The 21,915-nt window shown below is 34.8% G+C and carries 13 protein-coding genes; 10 read left to right on the top strand and 3 right to left on the bottom strand.

Translation table 11 applies throughout. The annotated features are described in order from the left end of the window. The first annotated feature begins 13 nt into the window (after positions 1-13). A complete protein-coding gene (locus BLQ19_RS06285) occupies positions 14-940 on the top strand; it encodes a PfkB family carbohydrate kinase (RefSeq protein ID WP_025616434.1) in 927 nt (308 codons plus the stop codon). A gap of 53 nt (positions 941-993) precedes the next feature. Then, positions 994-2,892: an amidophosphoribosyltransferase gene (locus BLQ19_RS06290; protein ID WP_074537769.1), complete on the top strand. Its 1,899-nt coding sequence runs from the start codon at positions 994-996 to the stop codon at positions 2,890-2,892. Positions 2,893-3,762: 870 nt separating this feature from the next. On the opposite strand, the gene BLQ19_RS06295 is transcribed toward BLQ19_RS06290, so the two are convergent. Then, positions 3,763-4,371 carry a superoxide dismutase gene (locus BLQ19_RS06295; RefSeq protein WP_024482554.1) on the bottom strand — a complete coding sequence of 203 codons (609 nt, stop codon included), beginning with the start codon at positions 4,369-4,371 and terminating at the stop codon, positions 3,763-3,765. A 121-nt stretch (positions 4,372-4,492) separates the two neighbouring features. Here BLQ19_RS06295 and BLQ19_RS06300 point away from each other — a divergent pair, with 121 nt between their 5' ends. The 4 genes from BLQ19_RS06300 to BLQ19_RS06315 all read left to right on the top strand — a co-directional run bounded on the left by BLQ19_RS06300 (position 4,493) and on the right by BLQ19_RS06315 (position 13,075). Further along, positions 4,493-7,618 carry a UvrD-helicase domain-containing protein gene (locus BLQ19_RS06300; RefSeq protein WP_074537770.1) on the top strand — a complete coding sequence of 1,042 codons (3,126 nt, stop codon included), beginning with the start codon at positions 4,493-4,495 and terminating at the stop codon, positions 7,616-7,618. Between the two features lie 9 nt (positions 7,619-7,627). Then, positions 7,628-8,821: a glycine C-acetyltransferase gene (gene kbl, locus BLQ19_RS06305; RefSeq protein ID WP_074537771.1), complete on the top strand. Its 1,194-nt coding sequence runs from the start codon at positions 7,628-7,630 to the stop codon at positions 8,819-8,821. A gap of 113 nt (positions 8,822-8,934) precedes the next feature. Then, positions 8,935-10,275 (top strand): OmpA family protein, encoded by a 1,341-nt coding sequence (locus tag BLQ19_RS06310; protein ID WP_074537772.1) that lies wholly within the window; start codon positions 8,935-8,937, stop codon positions 10,273-10,275. A 67-nt stretch (positions 10,276-10,342) separates the two neighbouring features. Then, entirely contained in the window at positions 10,343-13,075 is a 2,733-nt protein-coding gene (locus tag BLQ19_RS06315; protein WP_254788259.1) for a PD-(D/E)XK nuclease family protein, read from the top strand. Between the two features lies 1 nt (position 13,076). Here BLQ19_RS06315 and BLQ19_RS06320 read toward each other — a convergent pair whose 3' ends face one another. Together BLQ19_RS06320 and BLQ19_RS06325 are read right to left on the bottom strand one after the other, a co-directional pair. Beyond that, positions 13,077-13,787 (bottom strand): SDR family oxidoreductase, encoded by a 711-nt coding sequence (locus BLQ19_RS06320; protein WP_025616428.1) that lies wholly within the window; start codon positions 13,785-13,787, stop codon positions 13,077-13,079. A gap of 111 nt (positions 13,788-13,898) precedes the next feature. Beyond that, positions 13,899-14,960 carry a phosphatidylinositol-specific phospholipase C1-like protein gene (locus BLQ19_RS06325; RefSeq protein WP_074537773.1) on the bottom strand — a complete coding sequence of 354 codons (1,062 nt, stop codon included), beginning with the start codon at positions 14,958-14,960 and terminating at the stop codon, positions 13,899-13,901. Between the two features lie 257 nt (positions 14,961-15,217). On the opposite strand from BLQ19_RS06325, the gene BLQ19_RS06330 reads away from it, so the two are divergent. The 4 genes from BLQ19_RS06330 (at position 15,218) to BLQ19_RS06345 (ending at position 21,862) form a co-directional block, all read left to right on the top strand. Continuing rightward, entirely contained in the window at positions 15,218-15,766 is a 549-nt protein-coding gene (locus BLQ19_RS06330) for an RNA polymerase sigma factor (RefSeq protein ID WP_074537774.1), read from the top strand. Positions 15,767-15,823: 57 nt separating this feature from the next. Then, complete coding sequence (locus BLQ19_RS06335; RefSeq protein WP_074537775.1) at positions 15,824-16,738, top strand: FecR family protein; 915 nt, start codon at positions 15,824-15,826, stop codon at positions 16,736-16,738. A 72-nt stretch (positions 16,739-16,810) separates the two neighbouring features. Further along, positions 16,811-20,086: a TonB-dependent receptor gene (locus BLQ19_RS06340; RefSeq protein WP_074537776.1), complete on the top strand. Its 3,276-nt coding sequence runs from the start codon at positions 16,811-16,813 to the stop codon at positions 20,084-20,086. Between the two features lie 6 nt (positions 20,087-20,092). Further along, positions 20,093-21,862: a RagB/SusD family nutrient uptake outer membrane protein gene (locus tag BLQ19_RS06345; protein ID WP_074537777.1), complete on the top strand. Its 1,770-nt coding sequence runs from the start codon at positions 20,093-20,095 to the stop codon at positions 21,860-21,862. Positions 21,863-21,915 lie beyond the last annotated feature (53 nt).

Raw genomic sequence — 21,915 nt, forward strand, 5'->3', positions numbered from 1 at the left:
ATTACAGACCATAATGGGTAAATTATTAATTGTTGGAACGGTTGCTTTTGATGCTATTGAAACACCTTTCGGAAAAACTGATAAAATATTAGGAGGGGCTGCAACGTATATTGGCTTAGCGGCATCTCAATTTAATGTAGAATCAGCCATTGTTTCTATTATTGGCGATGATATGCCAGAAGAATACTTAACACTTTTGAAAGAGAAAAATATTGATCTTTCTGGGTTAGAAATTGTAAAAGGAGGAAAAACTTTTTACTGGAAAGGTAAATATCACAACGATTTAAATACTAGAGATACTTTAGCCACAGAGCTTAATGTATTAGCAGATTTTAATCCTGTAGTACCTAATGGTTTTAAAGATGCCGATGTTGTTATGTTAGGAAATTTACATCCTAGCGTCCAATTAAGTGTAATTAATCAATTAGAACAAAAACCAAAATTAATAGTACTAGATACTATGAATTTTTGGATGGACAATAGCTTACCTGAATTATTAGAGGTTATAAAGCATATTGATGTAATTACCATTAATGATGAAGAAGCACGCCAATTAACTGGAGAGTACTCTTTAGTAAAGGCAGCTGCTAAAATTGAAAAAATGGGACCAAAATATGTAGTTATTAAAAAAGGAGAACATGGCGCATTACTTTTCCATGAGACCAAAGTATTCTTTGCTCCTGCGCTTCCTTTAGAAGAAGTTTTTGACCCTACTGGTGCCGGTGATACTTTTGCAGGTGGTTTTTCTGGGTATTTAGCACAGACACAAAACATCTCCTTTAACAATATGAAAAACGCTATTATACAAGGTTCAAATTTAGCGTCGTTCTGCGTAGAGAAGTTTGGCACCGAACGCATGAAGAAATTATCAAAAGAAGAAACTAATAAAAGATTACATCAGTTCAAAGAGTTAAGTCAATTTGATATTGAATTACAATAAAAAAACCTACGCCCTGTCTTTTCAGGGCTTTTTTAATATATCTCGAGAAGAAAATGAGTGATGCCATTAAACACGAATGCGGAATTTCTTTAATACGTTTGTTAAAGCCGCTAGAATATTATCAAGAGAAATACGGTACCGCTTTTTACGGTGTAAACAAGATGTACCTTATGATGGAAAAGCAGCATAATCGAGGTCAAGACGGTGCTGGTTTTGCAAGTATTAAATTAGATATGAAGGCTGGTGAACGCTACATGAGTAGAGTACGTTCTATTGCGCAGCAACCTATCCAAGATATCTTTGCCCAAATTAATGATAGAGTAAACTCTGCTATTAAAGAAAATCCTGAGTATGAGAACAATGTTGCTCTTCAGAAAAAACACATTCCATACATTGGCGAGGTTCTATTAGGACATGTACGTTATGGTACGTTTGGAAAGAACAGTATTGAGAGTGTACACCCCTTTTTAAGACAAAACAATTGGATGCACCGTAACCTTATTGTTGCAGGGAACTTTAACATGACCAATGTTGATGAGCTTTTTGATAATTTAATTCAAATTGGCCAGCACCCAAAAGAAATGGCAGATACGGTTACCGTTATGGAAAAAATCGGTCACTTTTTAGATGATGCTGTCGCTAAGCTTTACAAAGAAATTAAAAAAGAAGGTTTTAACAAACAAGAAGCTTCTCCCTTAATTGCAGAGCGCTTAAATGTGGCTAAAATTTTACGTAGAGCAGCAAAAAACTGGGATGGTGGTTATACTATGGCAGGCTTATTAGGTCATGGTGATGCTTTTGTATTACGTGACCCTGCAGGAATTAGACCTGCGTATTATTATAAAGATGATGAAGTTGTTGTTGTTGCATCAGAAAGGCCCGCAATACAAACCGTTTTCAATATACAATTTGAAGATATAAAAGAACTAGATCCTGGACATGCAATTCTTGTGAAAAAGAATGGCAAAACTATCATTAAAGAAATTCTAGAGCCAACAGAACGCAAAGCTTGTTCTTTTGAGCGTATTTATTTCTCTAGAGGTAGCGACAAAGAAATCTACCAAGAACGTAAAGAATTGGGTAAACTCATCTTCCCACAAATACTTGAGTGTATAGATGAAGATATAAAGAACACCGTATTCTCTTATATTCCTAATACAGCAGAAACCTCATTCTACGGAATGGTGAAGGAAGCTCAAAATTACATGAACAAAAAGAAAGAAGAACAAATTCTTTCTATTGGTTCAAAGATTACCAAAGAGGAATTGCATGAGATTTTAGATGTAAGACCAAGAATTGAAAAAGTAGCAATTAAAGATGCTAAGCTTAGAACCTTTATCGCACAAGATAGTGGTAGAGATGACTTGGTTGCGCATGTATACGACATCTCTTACGGTTCTGTAAAAAAAGGAGACAACTTAGTCATAATAGACGATAGTATTGTTAGAGGTACTACCTTAAAGAAAAGTATCCTTAAAATATTAGACAGGTTACATCCTAAGAAAATTGTAGTAGTATCTTCTGCTCCACAAATTAGATACCCTGATTGTTATGGTATTGATATGGCAAAGCTAGAAGACTTTATTGCTTTTAGAGCGGCATTAGAATTGCATAAGGATAGAAATACCATGCATATTGTTGATGATATTTATCAGAAATGCCTATTGCAAGTAAATTCACATGATAAAGACGTGATCAATTATGTAAAAGAATTTTACTTGCCTTTTACAGCAACAGAGATATCTGACAAAATAGGCATCTTGTTAAGTTCTCCTGAGATAAATGCAGAGGTACAGATTATTTATCAAACGATATCTAACCTACATCAAGCTTGTCCGCAAAACCTGGGAGACTGGTATTTTACAGGAGAATATCCTACACCTGGAGGGAACAGAGTAGTAAATAGAGCATTTATAAATTTCTACGAAGGAAAAAACGAACGCGCATATTAACCTACAGCTATCGATGAAATGCAACGAATAGTGTATTTCATCGATAATATTGACCGATTGACGTAAAATTAGTCGTTTCAACGAGTGGCAAGAGTAATTTTAGATTGCCATAGCATAAGTAGGTTAAGTTTATGGTAAGATTTGGGGAAAAAGGTGGAGTCTAACTCCGCCTTTTTTATTTTTATACTTTTCTAATTGCAATACAGCATACTTCAAGACTACCAAATACACTGCTGTTTTACCTTTTGACTTTTATATCCGAGCGTTCATCTAAAACTTTGATGCACAACATACTCATTAACATACCTTTGGAGAACCATAGCATAAGTAGGTTAAGTTCATGGTAAGATTTGGGGAAAAAAGGTGGAGTCTGACTTCACCTTTTTGTATTTACACTATTCTTCATAAAAAAAATACCATAATCCCTTTCAAAAAGCCAAAAAGAGTATTTCAACTTGGATAAACGGCGTTCATCTAAAACTTTCGTCTAAATATACTATCTCAAACTACATTTGTAGGACCATAGCATAAGTAGGTTAAGTTCATGGTAAGATTTGGGGGAAAAAGGCGGAATAATATTCCGCCTTTTTCATTTCTGATACTCAGCACTTTAACCCAAAAAATAGCCTTTAATCGATTCTTTTTTATAAAATTTATAGCATTAGTACTATAAATTATCTCTATATCTTTTGATATTTCTCACAATACCAGTAACTTAGCATTGCCATAGCATAAGTAGGTTAAGTTTATGGTAAGATTTGGGATGAAAAGGATGGAGACTTCTCCATCCTTTTCTGTTTTTATAAACGAAAAAACCCACCAGAATTAACTAGTGGGCTTTATATATAAGAAAATTGTTCTTACTATAGACTACTTATTAGCAGCATATAACTCAGAAACTTTATTCCAGTTAATTACGTTAAAGAACGCATTAATATAATCTGGTCTTCTATTTTGGTAGTTTAAGTAGTAAGCATGCTCCCAAACATCTAAACCTAAGATTGGAAAACCCCCACAACCTACACCAGGCATTAATGGGTTATCTTGGTTTGGTGTAGAACAAACTTCTACTTTACCACCTTTATGAACACATAACCATGCCCAACCAGATCCAAATCTTGTAGCTGCTGCTTTAGAAAATGCATCTTTGAAAGCTTCTAATGAACCGTAAGCTGCATCAATAGCAGTCGCTAATTCACCTGTTGGCTCCCCACCACCATTTGGAGACATTACTTCCCAGAAAAGAGAATGGTTGTAAAAACCACCACCGTTATTTCTTACGGCAGCATTGTCCATATCTAAAGTATCAAGAATAGCTTCAATAGATTTTCCTTCTAAATCTGTTCCTGCAATAGCGTTATTTAAATTGTTTGTATATCCATTGTGATGTTTAGTATGGTGAATTTCCATAGTTCTAGCATCAATATTTGGTTCTAGTGCATCATATGCATATGGTAATTTTGGTAAATCAAAGGCCATAATATAATTGTATTTAAGTTAATAAAATGTTGTCTAACAAAGTTAAGGTTTTAAGAAACTAATTCCACTAATAATTTGTTAAGAACTGTATAAGATTACGTAATTTGCAAGTAAAAAGCAGGTGGAAAACACATCGTATAATATTTATAATGCCTCAGCAGGGTCTGGAAAGACATACACGCTTACCAAATCATACCTGAAAATTATTCTCTCTAGTGCAACATCTGCAAATTACAGAGAAATTTTAGCCATTACCTTTACCAATAAAGCGGTAGCTGAAATGAAGGAGCGCATTATTGATAGCTTATATGACTTTGGCAAAGTTAAAAACGCTGAGGACGCCCCTTCCATGTTCAAAGATCTTGTAAAAGAACTACACGTAGACACAGAAACGCTGCAAAAAAGATCTAAGACTAGATTAAAAGAAATTTTACATAACTATGCTTTTTTTGATGTTTCTACTATTGATAAATTTACGCATAGGTTAATTAGAACCTTCGCCAAAGATTTAAAACTCCCTCAGAATTTTGAAGTTATCCTAGACACTAATTTACTTTTAAGTGAAGCAGTAGATCGCCTTGTAAATAAAGCAGGTACAGCACCAGAACTTACGAAAGTTCTTATTGCATTTGCCTTAGAAAAAGCAAACGAAGATAAAAGTTGGGATATTTCAAGAGATATCTTTGACATGGGAAGAGAGCTTCTCTTTAAAGAAAAATATGAGGATGCGCTAGAAGTTATCGGTCAAAAAAATATTGAAGATTTTAATACCTTAAAAACTTTATTAAAAGCGAAAATTAAAAAAGCAGAAGACAACATACAGCTTGCAGGGAAAACAAATCTGCAATTAATGACTGATAATGGTTTAGAGATCAAAGATTTTAAAAGTTCTTATTTCTCAAAGTTTATGATGGATGTATCTGAATTAAAACCAACCATAAACTTCAATGCCGCTTGGAAACAAGATTTTGAAAACACTGCATTGTACACCAAAACACTATCAGAAGACAAAAAAGCAACCATTGATGACTTGCACCCCACCTTTGCTATTCATTTTCAAAGCATAAAAAAGAATTTCTTTGATCTGGCTTTCCTGAAAAATGCCTACAAAAACATTGTACCACTAACCGTTCTTAATGCTTTACAGAAAGAATTAAAAAATCTAGAACTAGAGCGCGATGAAATTCCGCTAGCTACATTTAATAGCATTATTTCTAAAGAGATAAAAAACCAACCCGTTCCTTTTATTTATGAACGCCTTGGAGAAAAATACCGTCATTATTTTATTGATGAGTTTCAGGATACTTCAGAATTGCAGTGGAGTAACTTAATACCTCTAATTGGTAATGCCCTAGAAAGTCAAGACGAAAAAGGAAACAATGGTTCTTTACTATTGGTAGGCGATGCTAAGCAGGCTATTTATCGCTGGAGAGGCGGTAAAGCAGAGCAATTTTTAAACTTGGTACATCAAACTAAAAATCCGTTTGTATATTTTCCTAATGTAGAAAACCTCCCTGCAAACTATAGAAGCTATCATGAAGTCATCAATTTTAACAACAGTTTCTTTACCACCATTAGTGCCAATATTACCAATGCAGTATACAAATCGCTTTTTGAAGAAGGCAACAAACAAAAGGTAAACCATAAAGAAGGAGGTTTTATTCAAATTTCATTTATAGAAGAAGACGATAAAAATGAAGATGAGTTGTATTGCAATGAAGTGCTACAAACCATTACCACCCTTTCTGAAAAGAAATACCCTCTTAAAGATATCTGTATTTTAGTTCGTGATAAAAAGCATGGGATACTTCTAGCTGATTTTTTGAGTGCAAATGAGATTCCGATTATATCTTCTGAAACCTTATTACTTAAAAACAATCCAAAAGTTAATTTCCTTGTTAACCTTCTCAAGCTTAGTGTTGATAGTGAAGATTACGAAGCCGCCTATGCCATTTTATCTTATTTAGGAAATACTTCTAACTACCCCAAGCATGAGTATATTTCTGAAAACCTGAATAAATTAGAGAAGCATTTATTAGAAGCCTATCAATTTGATGCCAATATACTGAAGCAATCTAGCGTCTATGACGGCTTTGAACAGGCCGTAAAGCACTTTAATCTAGTTGATGAATCTGATGCGTATATTACCTATTTCTTAGATGAAGTTTTAGAAGTAGAGTACAAACAAGGGGCTAGCGCTACCTTATTCTTAGATTACTGGGAAAAGAAAAAAGATATGCTAAGTATCAGCGCTCCATTAGAAATGGATGCGGTACAAATCATGACGGTTCACAAATCTAAAGGATTAGAATTTGAGGTAGTCTTATTCCCTTACGCCAATAGTCATATATATAAGGAGCTAAAACCAAAAACATGGTTGCCCGTAGCGGCCGAAGAATTTAATGGCTTTACAGACATGCTAATTAATAAGAATAAAGAAATTGTAAATTATAGCGAGGAGGCCGAAAGTATTTACAATGAAGAACATGAAAAATTAGAATTAGACGCCTTTAATGTATTGTATGTAGCCTTAACCAGAGCCGTAAAATGTTTGTTTGTCTTCACCAAAAAAGAATTCGAAGGGAAAACAGAAAACCCTAAAAGCGATTATTACTCCGGCCTATTTATGAGTTATTTAAAACAAGTAGGCATTTGGGAAAATCAGCAATTACATTATCAATTTGGACAGCTCGATGAAAATAACAGTAGCGACCAGCTTACAAACGACCAAGAAGTAATCAAATTCCAATATTCCTATAAAGAGCGTACTAGTTTTAATATTGTTACCAAATCTGGAATGCTTTGGGATACTTCTACAGAAGCCGCACTTTCTAAAGGGAATACCATTCACCAAATACTGAGCTTAATTGAAACGGTTGATGATATTACAGAATGTTTTGAGAAGCTCGTAAAAAAAGGATCTTTAAATTCAGAAGAGGTCCCGCTATTAGAACAAAAGGTTAGATCTATAATTGAACATACTGAATTAAAAGAATTCTATGCAAAAGATACCATTGTTAAAAATGAAACCGATATAATCACAAAAAATGGTATAATTTTGCGCCCAGATCGTTTGGTTTTCAAAAACAACAAAGCAAGTATTATAGATTATAAAACAGGCGCAAGAAACGTAAGCTACAAAGACCAAGTAGACACTTACGCCAATGCCATTGAAGAAATGGGATATCAAATTGATAAAAAAATTATCATTTATATAAATAAAGATATAATTCCTGAATTTATTTAAAATTAAAACATGTACGGAAATATTAAAAATTACTTAACAGAAGAATTAGAGCATATCAAAGAATCTGGTTTGTTTAAAAAGGAACGCATAATTACGTCTCCTCAAGATGCCGTTATTAGAATTAGCACCGGAGAAGAAGTTATTAATTTTTGCGCTAATAATTACCTAGGTCTATCATCACATCCAGAAGTAGTACAAGCAGCAAAAGACACCTTAGACAGTCATGGTTTTGGAATGTCGTCTGTTCGTTTTATTTGTGGAACACAAGACATCCACAAAACCTTAGAAAGTACCATAGCAGATTTCTATCAAACCGAAGACACTATATTATATGCCGCAGCCTTTGATGCTAATGGCGGTGTTTTTGAACCCTTGCTGTCTGCTGAAGATGCTATTATCTCTGATTCTTTAAACCATGCTTCTATCATTGATGGCGTTCGATTATGTAAAGCAATGCGCTATAGGTATGCTAATAATGATATGGCAGATCTAGAAGAGCAGTTAAAAAAGGCAAATGAAGCAGGTTCTCGTTTTAAAATTATTGTTACCGATGGTGTGTTCTCGATGGATGGTGTTTTAGCGCCATTAGATAAAATATGTGACTTAGCAGATAAATATGATGCTTTAGTTATGATTGATGAATGCCATTCTGCAGGATTCATTGGTGCTACAGGAAGAGGAACACTAGAAGAAAAAGGTGTTTTAGGAAGAATAGATATTATTACAGGTACACTTGGTAAAGCACTAGGTGGTGCTATGGGTGGTTATACTACCGGTAAAAAAGAGATTATTGAAATGTTGCGCCAACGTTCCAGACCTTATTTGTTTTCAAACTCATTAGCACCCGCTATCGTAGGTGCTTCTATAAAAGTGTTTGAAATGTTAAAAAGAGATACTTCTTTAAGAGACAAGCTTGAGGAAAATACGCTATATTTCAAAAAAGGTATGAAAGCTGCAGGTTTTGATATTATAGAAGGAGATTCTGCAATTGTGCCCGTTATGCTCTATGATGCTAAATTATCACAGCAAATGGCAGACCTATTATTAGAGAAAGGTATCTATGTTATAGGCTTCTTTTATCCGGTTGTACCCAAAGATAAGGCAAGAATTAGAGTTCAATTGTCTGCTGCGCACACAAAAAATCACTTAGATAAAGCAATTTCAGCCTTCACGGAGGTAGGGAAAACGCTGAAAATCGTTTAAATGCATCATTTAATGCTTTAATTGTGTTAAAAAAAATAGGAAATTGATTTTGTTAATAATTCTTAACAACTTACATTTGCAGCTAATAAACCCTTAAACTTAAATATAATAAAATGAAACATCTTAGCAAATTATTGGTTGTTGCCCTACTTTTTGTAGGATTTAACAGCATTCAAGCGCAAGACGAGAATAATCCATGGCAAGTTGGTTTTGGTGTAAACGCAATTGATGTTTATCCAACTAGTGATGTAAGTTCTTTTGGAAATGAGTATTTCAACGCTACTGATCACTGGAATATACTTCCTTCTATCTCTTATGTATCTGTTTCTAGATACGTTGGTGACGGATTTTCTGTTGGAGCTAGAGGTTCTTTAAACAGAATCGACAAGTTAGGTGATGTATCTGTTGATGATTTATCTCACTACGCTCTTGATGGTACTATTAAATACAACATTTTAAAAAATACAGTAGTTGATCCTTTCGTTGAAATCGGTGGTGGTTATACTTGGATTGATGAAATCGGAGCTGGTACAGCTAACGGTGGTATTGGTGTTAATATCTGGTTTACTGAGAACATCGGTTTAACTTTACAAACTCAATATAAGCATTCTTTCGAAGATTACTTAGCTCCTCACATGCAGCACTTAGCTGGTCTTAGCATCAAATTTGGTGGTACTGATACAGATGGTGATGGTATTTATGACAAAGATGATGCTTGTCCAGAAGTTGCTGGTTTAGAAGCTTTCAACGGTTGTCCTGATGCTGACGGTGATGGTATCGAAGATAGCAAAGATGCTTGTCCTAATGAAGCTGGTTCTAAAGAAATGAACGGATGTCCAGATGCTGATGGCGATGGTGTTGCTGATAAAGATGATGCTTGTCCTAACGAAGCTGGTACTGCTGCCTTAAAAGGTTGTCCAGATGCTGATGGTGACGGTGTTGCTGATAAAGATGATGAGTGTCCTGCTGAAGCTGGTCCTGCTTCTAACAAAGGTTGTCCTTTCTTAGATAAAGACGGTGACGGTGTATTAGACAAAGATGATATGTGTCCAGATGTTGCTGGTACTGTAGCTAACAAAGGTTGTCCTGAAGTTACTGAAGAAGTTCAGAAACAATTGAATGACTATGCTAGAACTATCTTATTTGATACAGGTAAATCTTCTATCAAAGCTGAGTCTACTTCAGTTATGGTTGACATTATCACAATCTTAAAAGAATATCCTAATGCTAAATTTACTGTAGAAGGTCATACTGATAGCGTTGGTTCTGCTAAATTGAACCAAAGTTTATCTGAGTCTCGTGCTCTTTCTGTAAAAGAATTTTTAGTAGAAAAAGGAATCGAAGAATTCAGATTATCTGCAATTGGTTACGGTGAAGAGAAGCCTATCGCTTCTAACAGTACAAGAGCTGGTAGAACTCAAAACAGAAGAGTTGAAATTAACTTAGTTAAATAATAACTAAAAGTTCAATTCAAATTTATAGTTAAAAGCTCCGCAATTGCGGAGCTTTTTTTATTTTTATATGATGCAAAGTTTCATAGAAGAAGTCGTTCAGGAATTACTAGAAAACGGTACTAATCTAACCGATACCATTTTTGTACTACCCAGTAAGAGAGCCGGTACTTTTTTAAAAAATACCATTTCTAAAAATATACAGCAAACGATATTCGCTCCAGAAATATATAGCATAGAAAGCTTCATTGAACTTATCTCAGGATTAGAATATGCATCGAGCACAGAGCAACTCTTTACGCTCTATAAATCATACCTACAAACAAGCACAGAGAAAGATAAAGATAGTTTCCTGAGCTTCTCTAAATGGGGGCAAACGGTACTTCAGGATTTTAACGAGATAGATCGATATCTAATAGATACAAAAGCTATCTTTTCTCATCTTTCCGCCATACAAGAATTAAACACCTATTTTCAAGAAGAGCCTACTCAGATGATTGCTGATTACGTGAAATTTTGGAATAATCTAGAAGCATTATATCATAGTTTTAATCAACATCTTTTAGAAAAAAACTTAGCTTCCCAAGGCTATGCCTATAGAACTGCAAACACAGCCGTAACAGCATATGTTGAACAAACCTTAGACAAAAAATTTGTCTTCATAGGCTTTAATGCTTTGAACAAAGCAGAAGAGAACATTTTGCAATACATATTGGAACATGCTACTGCAGCTATATATTGGGACATTGACCGCTATTTTTTAGAAGACACCCTGCATGACGCTAGTTTATTTATACGCCAACATAAAAAAAACTGGAATTATTTTAAGACTCATTCTTTTAAAGGAATAAGCGCCAATTTTAATTCAAAAAAAAATATTCAACTTATAGGGGTTCCTAAAAATGTATCTCAAGCAAAATACGTAGGAAACTTATTAGAAAAAATTCAAGAAACACAACCCCTCTTATTAAAAGAAACTGCCATTGTCTTAGGAGATGAAAATCTGTTAAATCCTATATTGAATGCTATTCCAGAAAAAATAGCACGTATCAATATTACTATGGGGTATCCTATTCATAAAACACCAATAGCTGTACTCTTCAATTTATATTTTGAAGTATGGCTCACCAAAGAACCAAATGGATGGTTTTATCAACAATTACTAAATCTACTGGCACATCCTTACCTTCAAATATTTTATCAAACAGAAAAAAATAATAATGCCAGCGCTATAGCTAATAAAATAAAAGCTAGAAACTGGATCTTTGTACAAACAGAACAAATAGAAAAAGCGGCTCCTGACGTAAAAGAGTTGACGGGCATTTTATTTGAGGATACTGCCTTAACTCCAAAAAGCTTCATTAAAAGAAGTTTACAACTGATTAATGTTTTAAAACAAAAATTTCAAGAATCGGGCAATAATTTAGGCTTAGAGTATTTATTTCGTTTCCATACGCTGTTCAATCAGTTAGAATTAATGGTTAATGAACATGCCTTTATTACGGATATAAAATCTTTACAATCACTCTATAAAGAATTAATTGGTACAGAAACCTTAGATTTTCAAGGAGAGCCTTTACAAGGAACTCAGATCATGGGAATGTTAGAAAGTAGGAACCTAGATTTTGAAACCGTAATTATTACCTCCGTGAATGAGGGAATCTTACCTTCAGGAAAATCAAATAATTCATTTATCCCATTCGATTTAAAAAAAATATACGGACTACCTACATATAAGGAAAAAGATGCCGTGTATACTTATCACTTTTATAGGTTACTTCAACGCGCAAAGAATGTTTATCTAATCTACAATACAGAACCAAATGTTCTTGAAGGAAATGAAAAAAGTAGGCTCCTAACACAACTTTTAACAGACGATACGATATCACAAAATATAAAAGAAATTACGGGATCTGCCGCGGTTTCGTCTCCCACCGTTCCTATTGAACGCATTGAGAAAAGCAAAGCTCTTATGGCGCAATTGAAAGCCTTATCTGAAAAAGGCTTTTCACCAACATCACTCTCAAATTATGTCAGAAATCCTATCGATTTTTACAAAAAAAGCATTCTAAGAATCAATGACCTCAATGAGGTTGAAGAAAGTTTAGCAGCAAATACTTTTGGAACCATTGTACATGACACTCTGGAAGATTTATACCAACCCTTTGTGGGCGAATTTTTAAACAAAGAAGCTTTAGAAGCATTATTACCTAAAATAGAAGGCACCGTAAAACATAATTTTGCCAAGACCTATGCAGACGGAGATATTACCAGAGGTAAAAACTTAATCGCGTACACGGTTATTCTACGGTATATTGAAAACTTTATAAAACTAGAATTAAAGGAAATTAAACATCAAAAAATTAAGATAGTCTCTCTTGAGCAAATGTTAAATGTTGCATTAGAGATTCCAGGAATTCCCCATACAATAAGATTGAAAGGTAAATTAGATCGAGTAGATGAAGTAGATGGCGTCACCAGAATCATCGACTACAAAACTGGAAAAGTAGAAGCTAGAAATGTAAAAATCACGGATTGGAATGACGTGATTGAGAATTACGATAAAAGCAAAGCTTTTCAATTGTTATGTTACGCAATCATGATTGATACCATGAAACCAATAGAAACCATAAAAGCAGGTATTATATCTTTTAAAAATTTAAACAGCGGAACTTTATACTTCTCTGAGTCAAAAACAGAGGAAATAACTAAAAGCACGCTTTTAGAATTTAAAAGCGTGCTAAATACTTTAGTTCAGGAAATTTTTAACCCTGAAATACCTTTCCTTGAAAAAGAAGTTTAATTTACTTTAAATCAGGACGGGTAGGGCGTACCTCAATTTTACTTGGTAGTGTTCTAGGGTTCATTTTTAAGACATCTAAAACAAGCTCTCCGATATCTTCTGGCTGAATTTTCCATGCATCATCTTTTGAAGGCACATGATTGTTAAATTCTGAAGCCACAGAACCAGGCATTATGGTAGAAACTTTAATGCCATATTGCCTTAAATCTAACATGGCAGCTTGTGTAAAGCCAACTACACCAAATTTAGTGGCATTGTATCCTGCGCCATTGGCAAAAAAGTTGGTTCCTGCTAAACTCGCCAAGGTAATATAATACCCTTCTGATTTTTTCAGTGCCTCTACAGAAGCTTTCAGCGTATGAAAAACACCATTTAAATTAGTATTAATCATTTGGTGCCACTCCTCCTCTGTCATCTTATCAACCGGAGCAAAATTACCAACTCCTGCATTTGCTAAGACCACATCTAATTGCCCCCATTTAGCAAGAATGGTGGCTACCGCTTTCTCTTCATCTATAAGTTTAGTAACGTCAGACTCCAAAGCCAAGACATTAGAATTAGTTCCCAAACTCTTCGCCGCATCTTCTACAGAGGCCAAGGTTCTACCACTAATAGCTACTTTCATACCAGCTGCTAATAATACTTTTGCAGTACCATAACCAATACCTTTTGATCCTCCTGTTATATAAACTACTTTATCTTTTAAATTCATATCCTTGATTTTTTAGTGAAGTTAAAATACTTGAATCTTCTAATCAAGAATTGACTGTTATAATTAGTTTAAAATTCAATTAGAAAATAGCAAAACTGTTATGATAAATAACTAGTAGTCCCCATTGATTGGATTGGCTCTTTCATAAGTAGCATCATCAAATTGTACTTGATAGGTAGACCTAAACAGCGTACTTGGCAAATAATAGTCTGTAGTAATAATTTGTGCTCCAGACTTTTTAGCCGCTTCAAAATTAGAGTAGTCATTGGTTCTTGCCTGTTTTGTTCCTGCATCTGCCCTAGTTCTTATGAGGTACCCCTTTCTAACTAGTTCTGATATACGAGAATCCTTAGGGTCATTCAAAATCATGGCGGCAGCTTCAGGACTACCCTCTTTTTCATTTATAAATGCCACTCTACCGTTCAAATTAGAATGTCCCTTCTTATAGTGTTCTTTCTTTTTATGATTGTCATCTAAAATAAACAGAAACTTTCCTCTAGCACGTTCCATACTTGGCCAATTCCCTGCAAGAACTGCCGCTTCTAAAGTTTTATATTCCCCTATGATATTATCTGGCATAATAATCTTATCCGCACCTAAATAAGTACGTAGTTCCGTATCTAAAGCATCAAAAAGTGCACCTGTAAAAGGCACTGCCTGTGTACCAAAAATGCTCTGATCACTATCTTTTGGCTCTAGGGTAATAAATATGGTACTGTGTTCCGGATTTCGGTCAGACCAGGCTCTCAATGCTATAAGACAGTCTTTTAAGGTGTAATATGAGGTTCTAAAATCAATATCTATAATATGAAAAACCTTAAACCCTGGAGAATTCATGCTGTGCTTTTCATCATAAACCTCATCACCAGAAACTATAGAAAGCCCTTTAGGGTGTGCATACCTTCCTCCTTCTGGGTCTGCATGTACATCAATTTCTAAATTTCGTAAGCCTAAGTCTAGTTGTTCGGGAATAGGAATATGAGTGTATGCCAGGCTTTGCAAACCTCCCGTAGTATCTCTACGCTCCAAATAGGAATATAAGTTAGGCTGTATGGCTTGCTTATAGCTATTATGAGAACCAATAACTTGAGTCTGGTGTAGTTTTCTATCCTGAGAATGTAAAGAAATAGTGCTTAACACTATAAAAAGAAGTAATTGTAAAGCTTTAATCATAACTAAATTAGTGGAATAAATTAAGAATAGCCTTGGCTCATGAAGTTACAAGACAAGTTGTAAAATAAAAGCTTTCTAAAAAATTTAGTAGTGATATAAGCTTAATCATTAGTTTAAGCTTATGTAAACTACACTATAAAAAAGTCATTTTGTGTACCAATAAAAAATTGATTTAATTATATGATAACATTCACATAAAATAAATTGAAAATTGATTTTCTTCTTTTGCGGTATCCATAAAATCTTATACCACACAAATGAAAACCACCCAAGAATTTGAAAAAATATATTCTAATTATTGGGAAAAACTATATGTTTTCGCTTATAAAATGACAGGGGATAGCAACCTTTCAAAAAACATTATCCAAGATGTTTTTACCAATTTATGGGAACGCAGAGCAGAAATAAACATCATTTCTATTGAAAACTTTTTATTTAGAGCGGTAAAAAATCATATTTTAAAATTTTATCGACAACAAAAGCACAACCCTTCTGTATTAGACGAAACCCTTGAAAAACTTACGGAAGAGACGTCGGAATATGCTTCATCCGATTATGCTGAATTTCTAACCCCGCTATTAGAGAAGCTTCCTGAAAAAAGAAGGGAAATTCTTTTAATGAACAAACTGCAGGAAATGAACATTGATCAGATTGCAGAAGAATTACAACTTTCGAAACAAACTGTAAAAAACCAATTATCATCTGCTTTAAGACAAATTAGAATAGAATTAGCACAACTTAGCTGGTTGCTTTTGGGGTTAATTTCAGGTTCTTTTTTACTTAATGTTTGCTTAATCTTATCATAACATTTAGCAATAGTACGCATAAGCGTTTTCTGGTACTTACTATTAGAAAACATATTTATGCATCAAGAATCTACATCTATACTCAAAAAATTATTCTCCAAAAGCATTGATAATAAAACGAATGCCGCCGAGGATAAATTACTCTCCATACTTTTAAGAAAAGTATACCATACTATTTCTTGGGACGAAAAAACAATGGGAGACAAAAACGAGATAAAAGATGAAATTAGATCTAGAATAGCCATTACCCCTGTAAAAAAAGTAAATTTTACTTTTTTAAAATATGCTGCAGCATTAGCAATCATAATCTCTCTTATTCTTGTATTTCAGTACCGAAGTAATACGACAAATATCCTAATTGCTACAACTACAAATGCCCTAGATTCTATTGTTCTAAATGATGGTTCACTAGTATATTTAGCCCCAAACTCTAGTTTGGAATATCCTGAAACATTTAAAGGTGAGCAACGAAATGTCACACTCTTAAAAGGGAATGCTTTTTTTGATATTACTAAAGACCCGAAACATCCTTTTGTTATTCAATCAGGAAGTTTAAAAACCAAAGTACTGGGTACTTCTTTCCACATACGAATGGAAGAAAAAGAATGTAGTGTAGCGGTAGTTACAGGAAAAGTTGAGGTTCGCTACAATAACAAGCTTGAAAATTTAATTCCCGGAGAAGAAGTACATACCCTTGGTAATACCCTTCAAAAAGAAACGCTAACAGGCATTATGCGCCTTAATTGGTATAACCAAGATTTACCCCTGAATGCGATAAAACTTCATGAGGTATTGCACTTCATACATCTAAAATATGGCATAAAAAACAATCTAAAAGATAGCCAAATAAAAGACCTAAGACTTACGCTATTCATCGGTAAAAAGGCAAGTGTCGAAGAAATATTAAATCAAATAAATTATATAACCAATTTAAATCTGCGCTATGAAAATGAAATAATTACTACGGATTAAAATTAAAAAAACCGCAATTGCTACGAACAATTGCGGCAAATGTTCAAGCATTATTCACTAACACTTAAATAAATGTATTTTAAAAATATTCCTTTTAAATTAAAACCAATACTTTTTTTAGTATTAAGTTCATTTTTCATCCAGATAGGATGGTCAAATGATACTCTAGAGAATCAAAAAACAATAACAGTTAACTATACCAATGCTGATTTAATTACACTATTAGATGAAGTAAGCGCACAATCTTCCTATAACTTTAGCTATGGAGAAGACATTTTAAGAGATGTCAAAAAGTATACGGTTTCCTATAACAATACTTCTTTAGAAGCCGCTTTAAAAGATTTGGGTGCCAAGGCGGGTTTCTCGTATCGTATTACCAACAACATAATTCTCTTAAAGAAAGTAGCTCCTGCACCCTCCAAAAAAGTTTCACAACAAACAATCACGGGTGTTGTCTTAGACGAGAACAATGCGCCATTGCCTGGTGCAAGTGTACAAGTTAAAGGAACTTCTAATGGCGTAGTTACCAATTTTGATGGTGAGTTTCAAATAGCAACGAGCATCGGAAGTATTTTAAAAATCTCCTATATCGGATATAAGACCGAAGAGGTAACCGTGACATCTACCACTGTCCGAACACAGCTCACCCCAGATGCAGCAGAACTCAATGAGGTAGTCGTGGTTGGTTATGGTAGTCAAACCAAAGCCGATGTAACTGGCGCTGTTACGCAATTAAAAGAATCTAGCTTTAGACAAGGGATCAACACTTCTCCTGATGGCTTATTACAAGGTAAAGTCGCTGGTGTACGTGTCGTAAATACAAGTGGGGAACCTGGAGCAGGAATTGATGTGAGTATTCGTGGTGTAGGCTCTATTCGTAGTGGTAGTAGTCCATTATTCGTCATTGACGGTGTGCCCTTAACCAATGATGATGTAAGTCCTTCTGGATCCAATGTTGGGTTTGGTTCTTCAAGTGCCAAAAACCCTTTAAATTTTTTAAACACAAGTGATATTGAATCTATAAATGTATTAAAGGATGCTTCTGCTGCTGCAATTTATGGCGCAAGAGGATCTAATGGTGTAGTCATCATCACTACCAAAAAAGGAAGAACTGGAAAAGCCTCTTTAACCCTAGATACTTATTTAGGAATGTCTACCGTAGCTAATAAAATGGATCTTCTAAATGCGGATGACTATAGAGCTGCCATTACAGATGATGCTTTTGACCATGGTGCTAACACAGATTGGCAAAATGAGATTTACAGAACCGCTATTACAAAAAGTAATGTTTTGTCTTACTCTAAAGCCAATGAAAGCGGAAACTACTATGTCTCCTTAGGAAATATGGACCAAGAGGGTATTGTAAATAATAGTGAATTTAGCCGAACCTCTGGTAGAATAAATGTTGCTGAGAGTTTTTTAGACAATGAGCGTTTAAAAATAAAAGTAAACCTTACCGCAAGTGAAACTGTAGATAACGGAGTACCTACTAGTGATGATGGTGGTTCTAACGGGCAATTGATCATACATACATTAATGGCAAACCCTACAAGACCTGTATATGATGAAAATGGGGAGTATACCAATTTTAATATGAATGCTCACTATAACCCAGCATACTTGCTGAGCATTTATGAAGACGAAACCAGAACAGTTCGTATTCTAGGAAACATAGAAGCTTCTTTGCGCCTTTTTAAAGGTTTGGAGTATAAATTGAACTATGGAGTAGACCGCTCTATTGCAGAACGTAACACCACAATTTATCCAAACCTTACGGATTTGAATCCATTAGGAATGTATGTTCAAAATAATTTAGAATCTAAGAGCACTTTATTAGAGCACTATTTAACCTATAACCTATTGGCTGGAGAAAAGCACAAATTAGAAGTGTTAGCCGGATTCTCTTACCAAAAATTTGAACGCTCCGGAACTAGTTTTAGCCTAGACAATATACCTGAGAAAGACAACGGCGTTAAACCAGCATACAGTCCTACTTCAAATAATTCACAGATCAATATAGACGGTTTTGCGCAAGAGAATGAGCTACAGTCTTACTTTGGAAGGTTTAATTACTCTTTTGATGGCAAGTATTTACTAACCGCTTCAATGCGTGCCGATGGTTCTACCCGTTTTGGCGAAAATAGCAAGTACGGTTACTTTCCTTCATTTGCTCTAGGATGGAATATTTCTGAAGAAGATTTCTTACGAGATAGTCCTGTGGAAAGTCTTAAACTAAGAGCAAGCTGGGGCCAGACTGGAAACCAAGAAGTACAAAACAAAATAACCCAAGCTAGTTATGCACTCTCTGGAGCAGACGGGTATTACTTGTATGGTAGTGACGCCTTAATCAATGGGATATCCGTATTAAGAACTCCAAATCCTGATCTTAAATGGGAAGTCGTAGAACAGTATAACCTTGGAATAGACTTTAGCATATGGAATAGAAAATTATATGGTTCCTTAGATTATTTCCAAAAAACGACTGCGGATGCCATTTTAAATATCCCATCTCAAGTATTGAGTCCCACTGATAATATTTGGGTAAATATAGATGGTGAAATTGTAAACTCTGGCTTAGAATTTATGATAGGTTCTAACCTTGTTTCTAACTCAGATTTTAGTTGGGATGTAGATATTAACGGTGCTACTTTGGCGAATGAAATTAAAAACTTACCTGTATCTGAAATACTTTCTGGTTCTATTTCTGGGCCTGGTCAATCTGGCGTTTTAGCTAACATCTACAAAAGTGGTTATGCTGCTGGGTCTTTTTATCTATTAGAACATACAGGTTTTGATGAAGACGGATTTGATGTTTTTAAGGATACGAACAATGACGGTAATATTACAGCAGATGATCGTATCATTATAGAAGGTGCTTTACCAAAATTTACCTACGGCTTTAACAGTCAAATGAAGTATAAGAATTTTGATTTCTCGTTCTCTTTAATTGGTCAAGCAGGTGGTTATTTAATTAATAACACGGGCTTAAACGCATTAAACATTAATAATTTGGCATCTGACAGGAATGTTTCTAGGGCCTATTATGAAACAGGTGCAAACCCAGCAAACTCACCTCAACTATCTACGTTCTATTTAGAAAAATCAGATTTTATCCGTCTAAATACGGCGCGTTTAGGGTATAACTTACAGCTGAATAATGTAAACTGGCTAGAGGGGATTAACTTATATGTTACAGGTCAAAATCTTTTGACTATTTCTAATTATTCTGGATACGATCCATTAATCAATAGTCCAAAATCTAGTGGTGGAAATCAATCACTAGGAATTGACTATTCTAGCTATCCTGGTTCTCGAACATTTATTTTAGGCGCAATTTTTAAATTATAATAGACTATGAACACGCAACAAAAATTAACAATATATAGCATCACCTTTCTTATGCTTAGCTTACTCTTTACCAGTTGTACTGATTTAGAAGAAGTGGTTTTGGATGAGGAATTAGGAGAACAAACAGCAGATCCAGAAGGAGTATTGGCTTCTGCTTATGACCGTTTAGGCGATAAAACTTTTGTAGATCACGGTGGGGTTTTTGCACTTCAAGAATACACAACAGACATAGCTATGCTACCTACACGGGGTAGTGACTGGGGAGATGGTGGTAAATGGAGGTCTATGCATGAGTTTACTTGGGCGCCAGACAACAGTATTGTTACAGGCAACTGGAATTATCTCACCAACGGAATAACACGTTCTTTAACCGCCATTGAAAGCATTTATACTTCAGAGGCGAGTACTAAAGATTTATTTTTAGCCGAAGCTCGAGGTTTATTAGCATTTTACACATACACCACCTTAGATCTTTATGGGCAAGCACCTTACAGAGATCCGTATGCAGAAGACCAAACGATTCAAATTCTACAAGCAGAAGATGCTATTGATGATTTAATTCTTGAAGTAGAAGCGATTATTCCAGATTTAGCTGCTTTAGGAGAACAAGCTACTTATAATGGCCGTTTTACTAAAGAGGCTGCTTACGGTTTACTAGCTACCATGTATTTGAATAGATCGGTGTTTAAAGACCGCTACAATAGCGGCTCTTCTTTTAATTTTACGGAAGCATCATTAACTGCTGGCAGTAATGATATGGAGCAAGTAATTAAGTATACTTCTTTATTAATCAATTCTGGAAAATTTGCTTTGGAAAATAATTACTTTTCCAACTTCTCCATTAATAATGGCTCAAGTACTGAAATGATTTTTGCTGTTGTTCAAGAAATTGAAGCAGTGCGTTCTGGAGATAATGATTTTGGGTATGTTTCTGTAGCCCGAAATCAAAGACCTTCTCCGGCAAATAGAGGAACCAATGCGGCCTGTACTACTCCAGAGTTTTTTGCTACTTGGAGCGGTAATGAAAGTGATCCTCGCTTTTCTAGAAAATATCAATACCGTGATGGTACTTGGTTTATGAATGATGGAACAGATGTAAGTGTACCTGCAGAAGATTTTGTTCCTGATTCAGAAAGCAACGCATGGTTTCATTTCAATAGCGGTTTCTTAAACGGACCTCAATACGGACCTATTTTAGATGGTAATGGAGGCTTTATTATGACTGACGACGGAAGAATCGCGGTATCTCCTTTAGTTATGGAAAAAAGTACTGGTACGCCTATGGATTTTACTCCGGAACTAAACTTTGATAACCCTGCTCAAGCAGTTTTTGCACAAGACCAAATTAATAGAGGAGTCCGTATTTTTAAGTTTGAATACGATCCTGAAAACGGTAACGGTACTAGTAAAGTAGATATTCCATTATATCGTTTAGGGGGAATGTATGCTATGCGCGCAGAAGCCTATTTTAGAAACGGACAAACGGGAGCGGCATTAATAGATATAAATATGCTAAGAACAAGCAGAACTAGAGAAGCGCTATTTAGCAATGCTCCTGGCGAAGTCTTAACGGCTTTAGATGAAGAACAACTGTATAAAGAAATAGGATTTGAATTGTATTGGGAGTTGCAAAGAAGACCTCAAATGATCCGTTTTGGTACTTTTGATAGTGCATACACGGCTAAACCAGCAACAGAACCCTATAGAAGAATTTTTCCTATTCCACAGGAAACTATGGATGTCACCAAAGAATTTACACAGAATAACGGGTACTAAGTTTAGTTTTTTTACTAGTTTTTTTACACCGAAAGCTCCATAATTTATTTTAT

Source organism: Cellulophaga baltica, assembly GCF_900102165.1.
In the GTDB taxonomy this organism is placed as follows: Bacteria; Bacteroidota; Bacteroidia; order Flavobacteriales; family Flavobacteriaceae; genus Cellulophaga; species Cellulophaga baltica.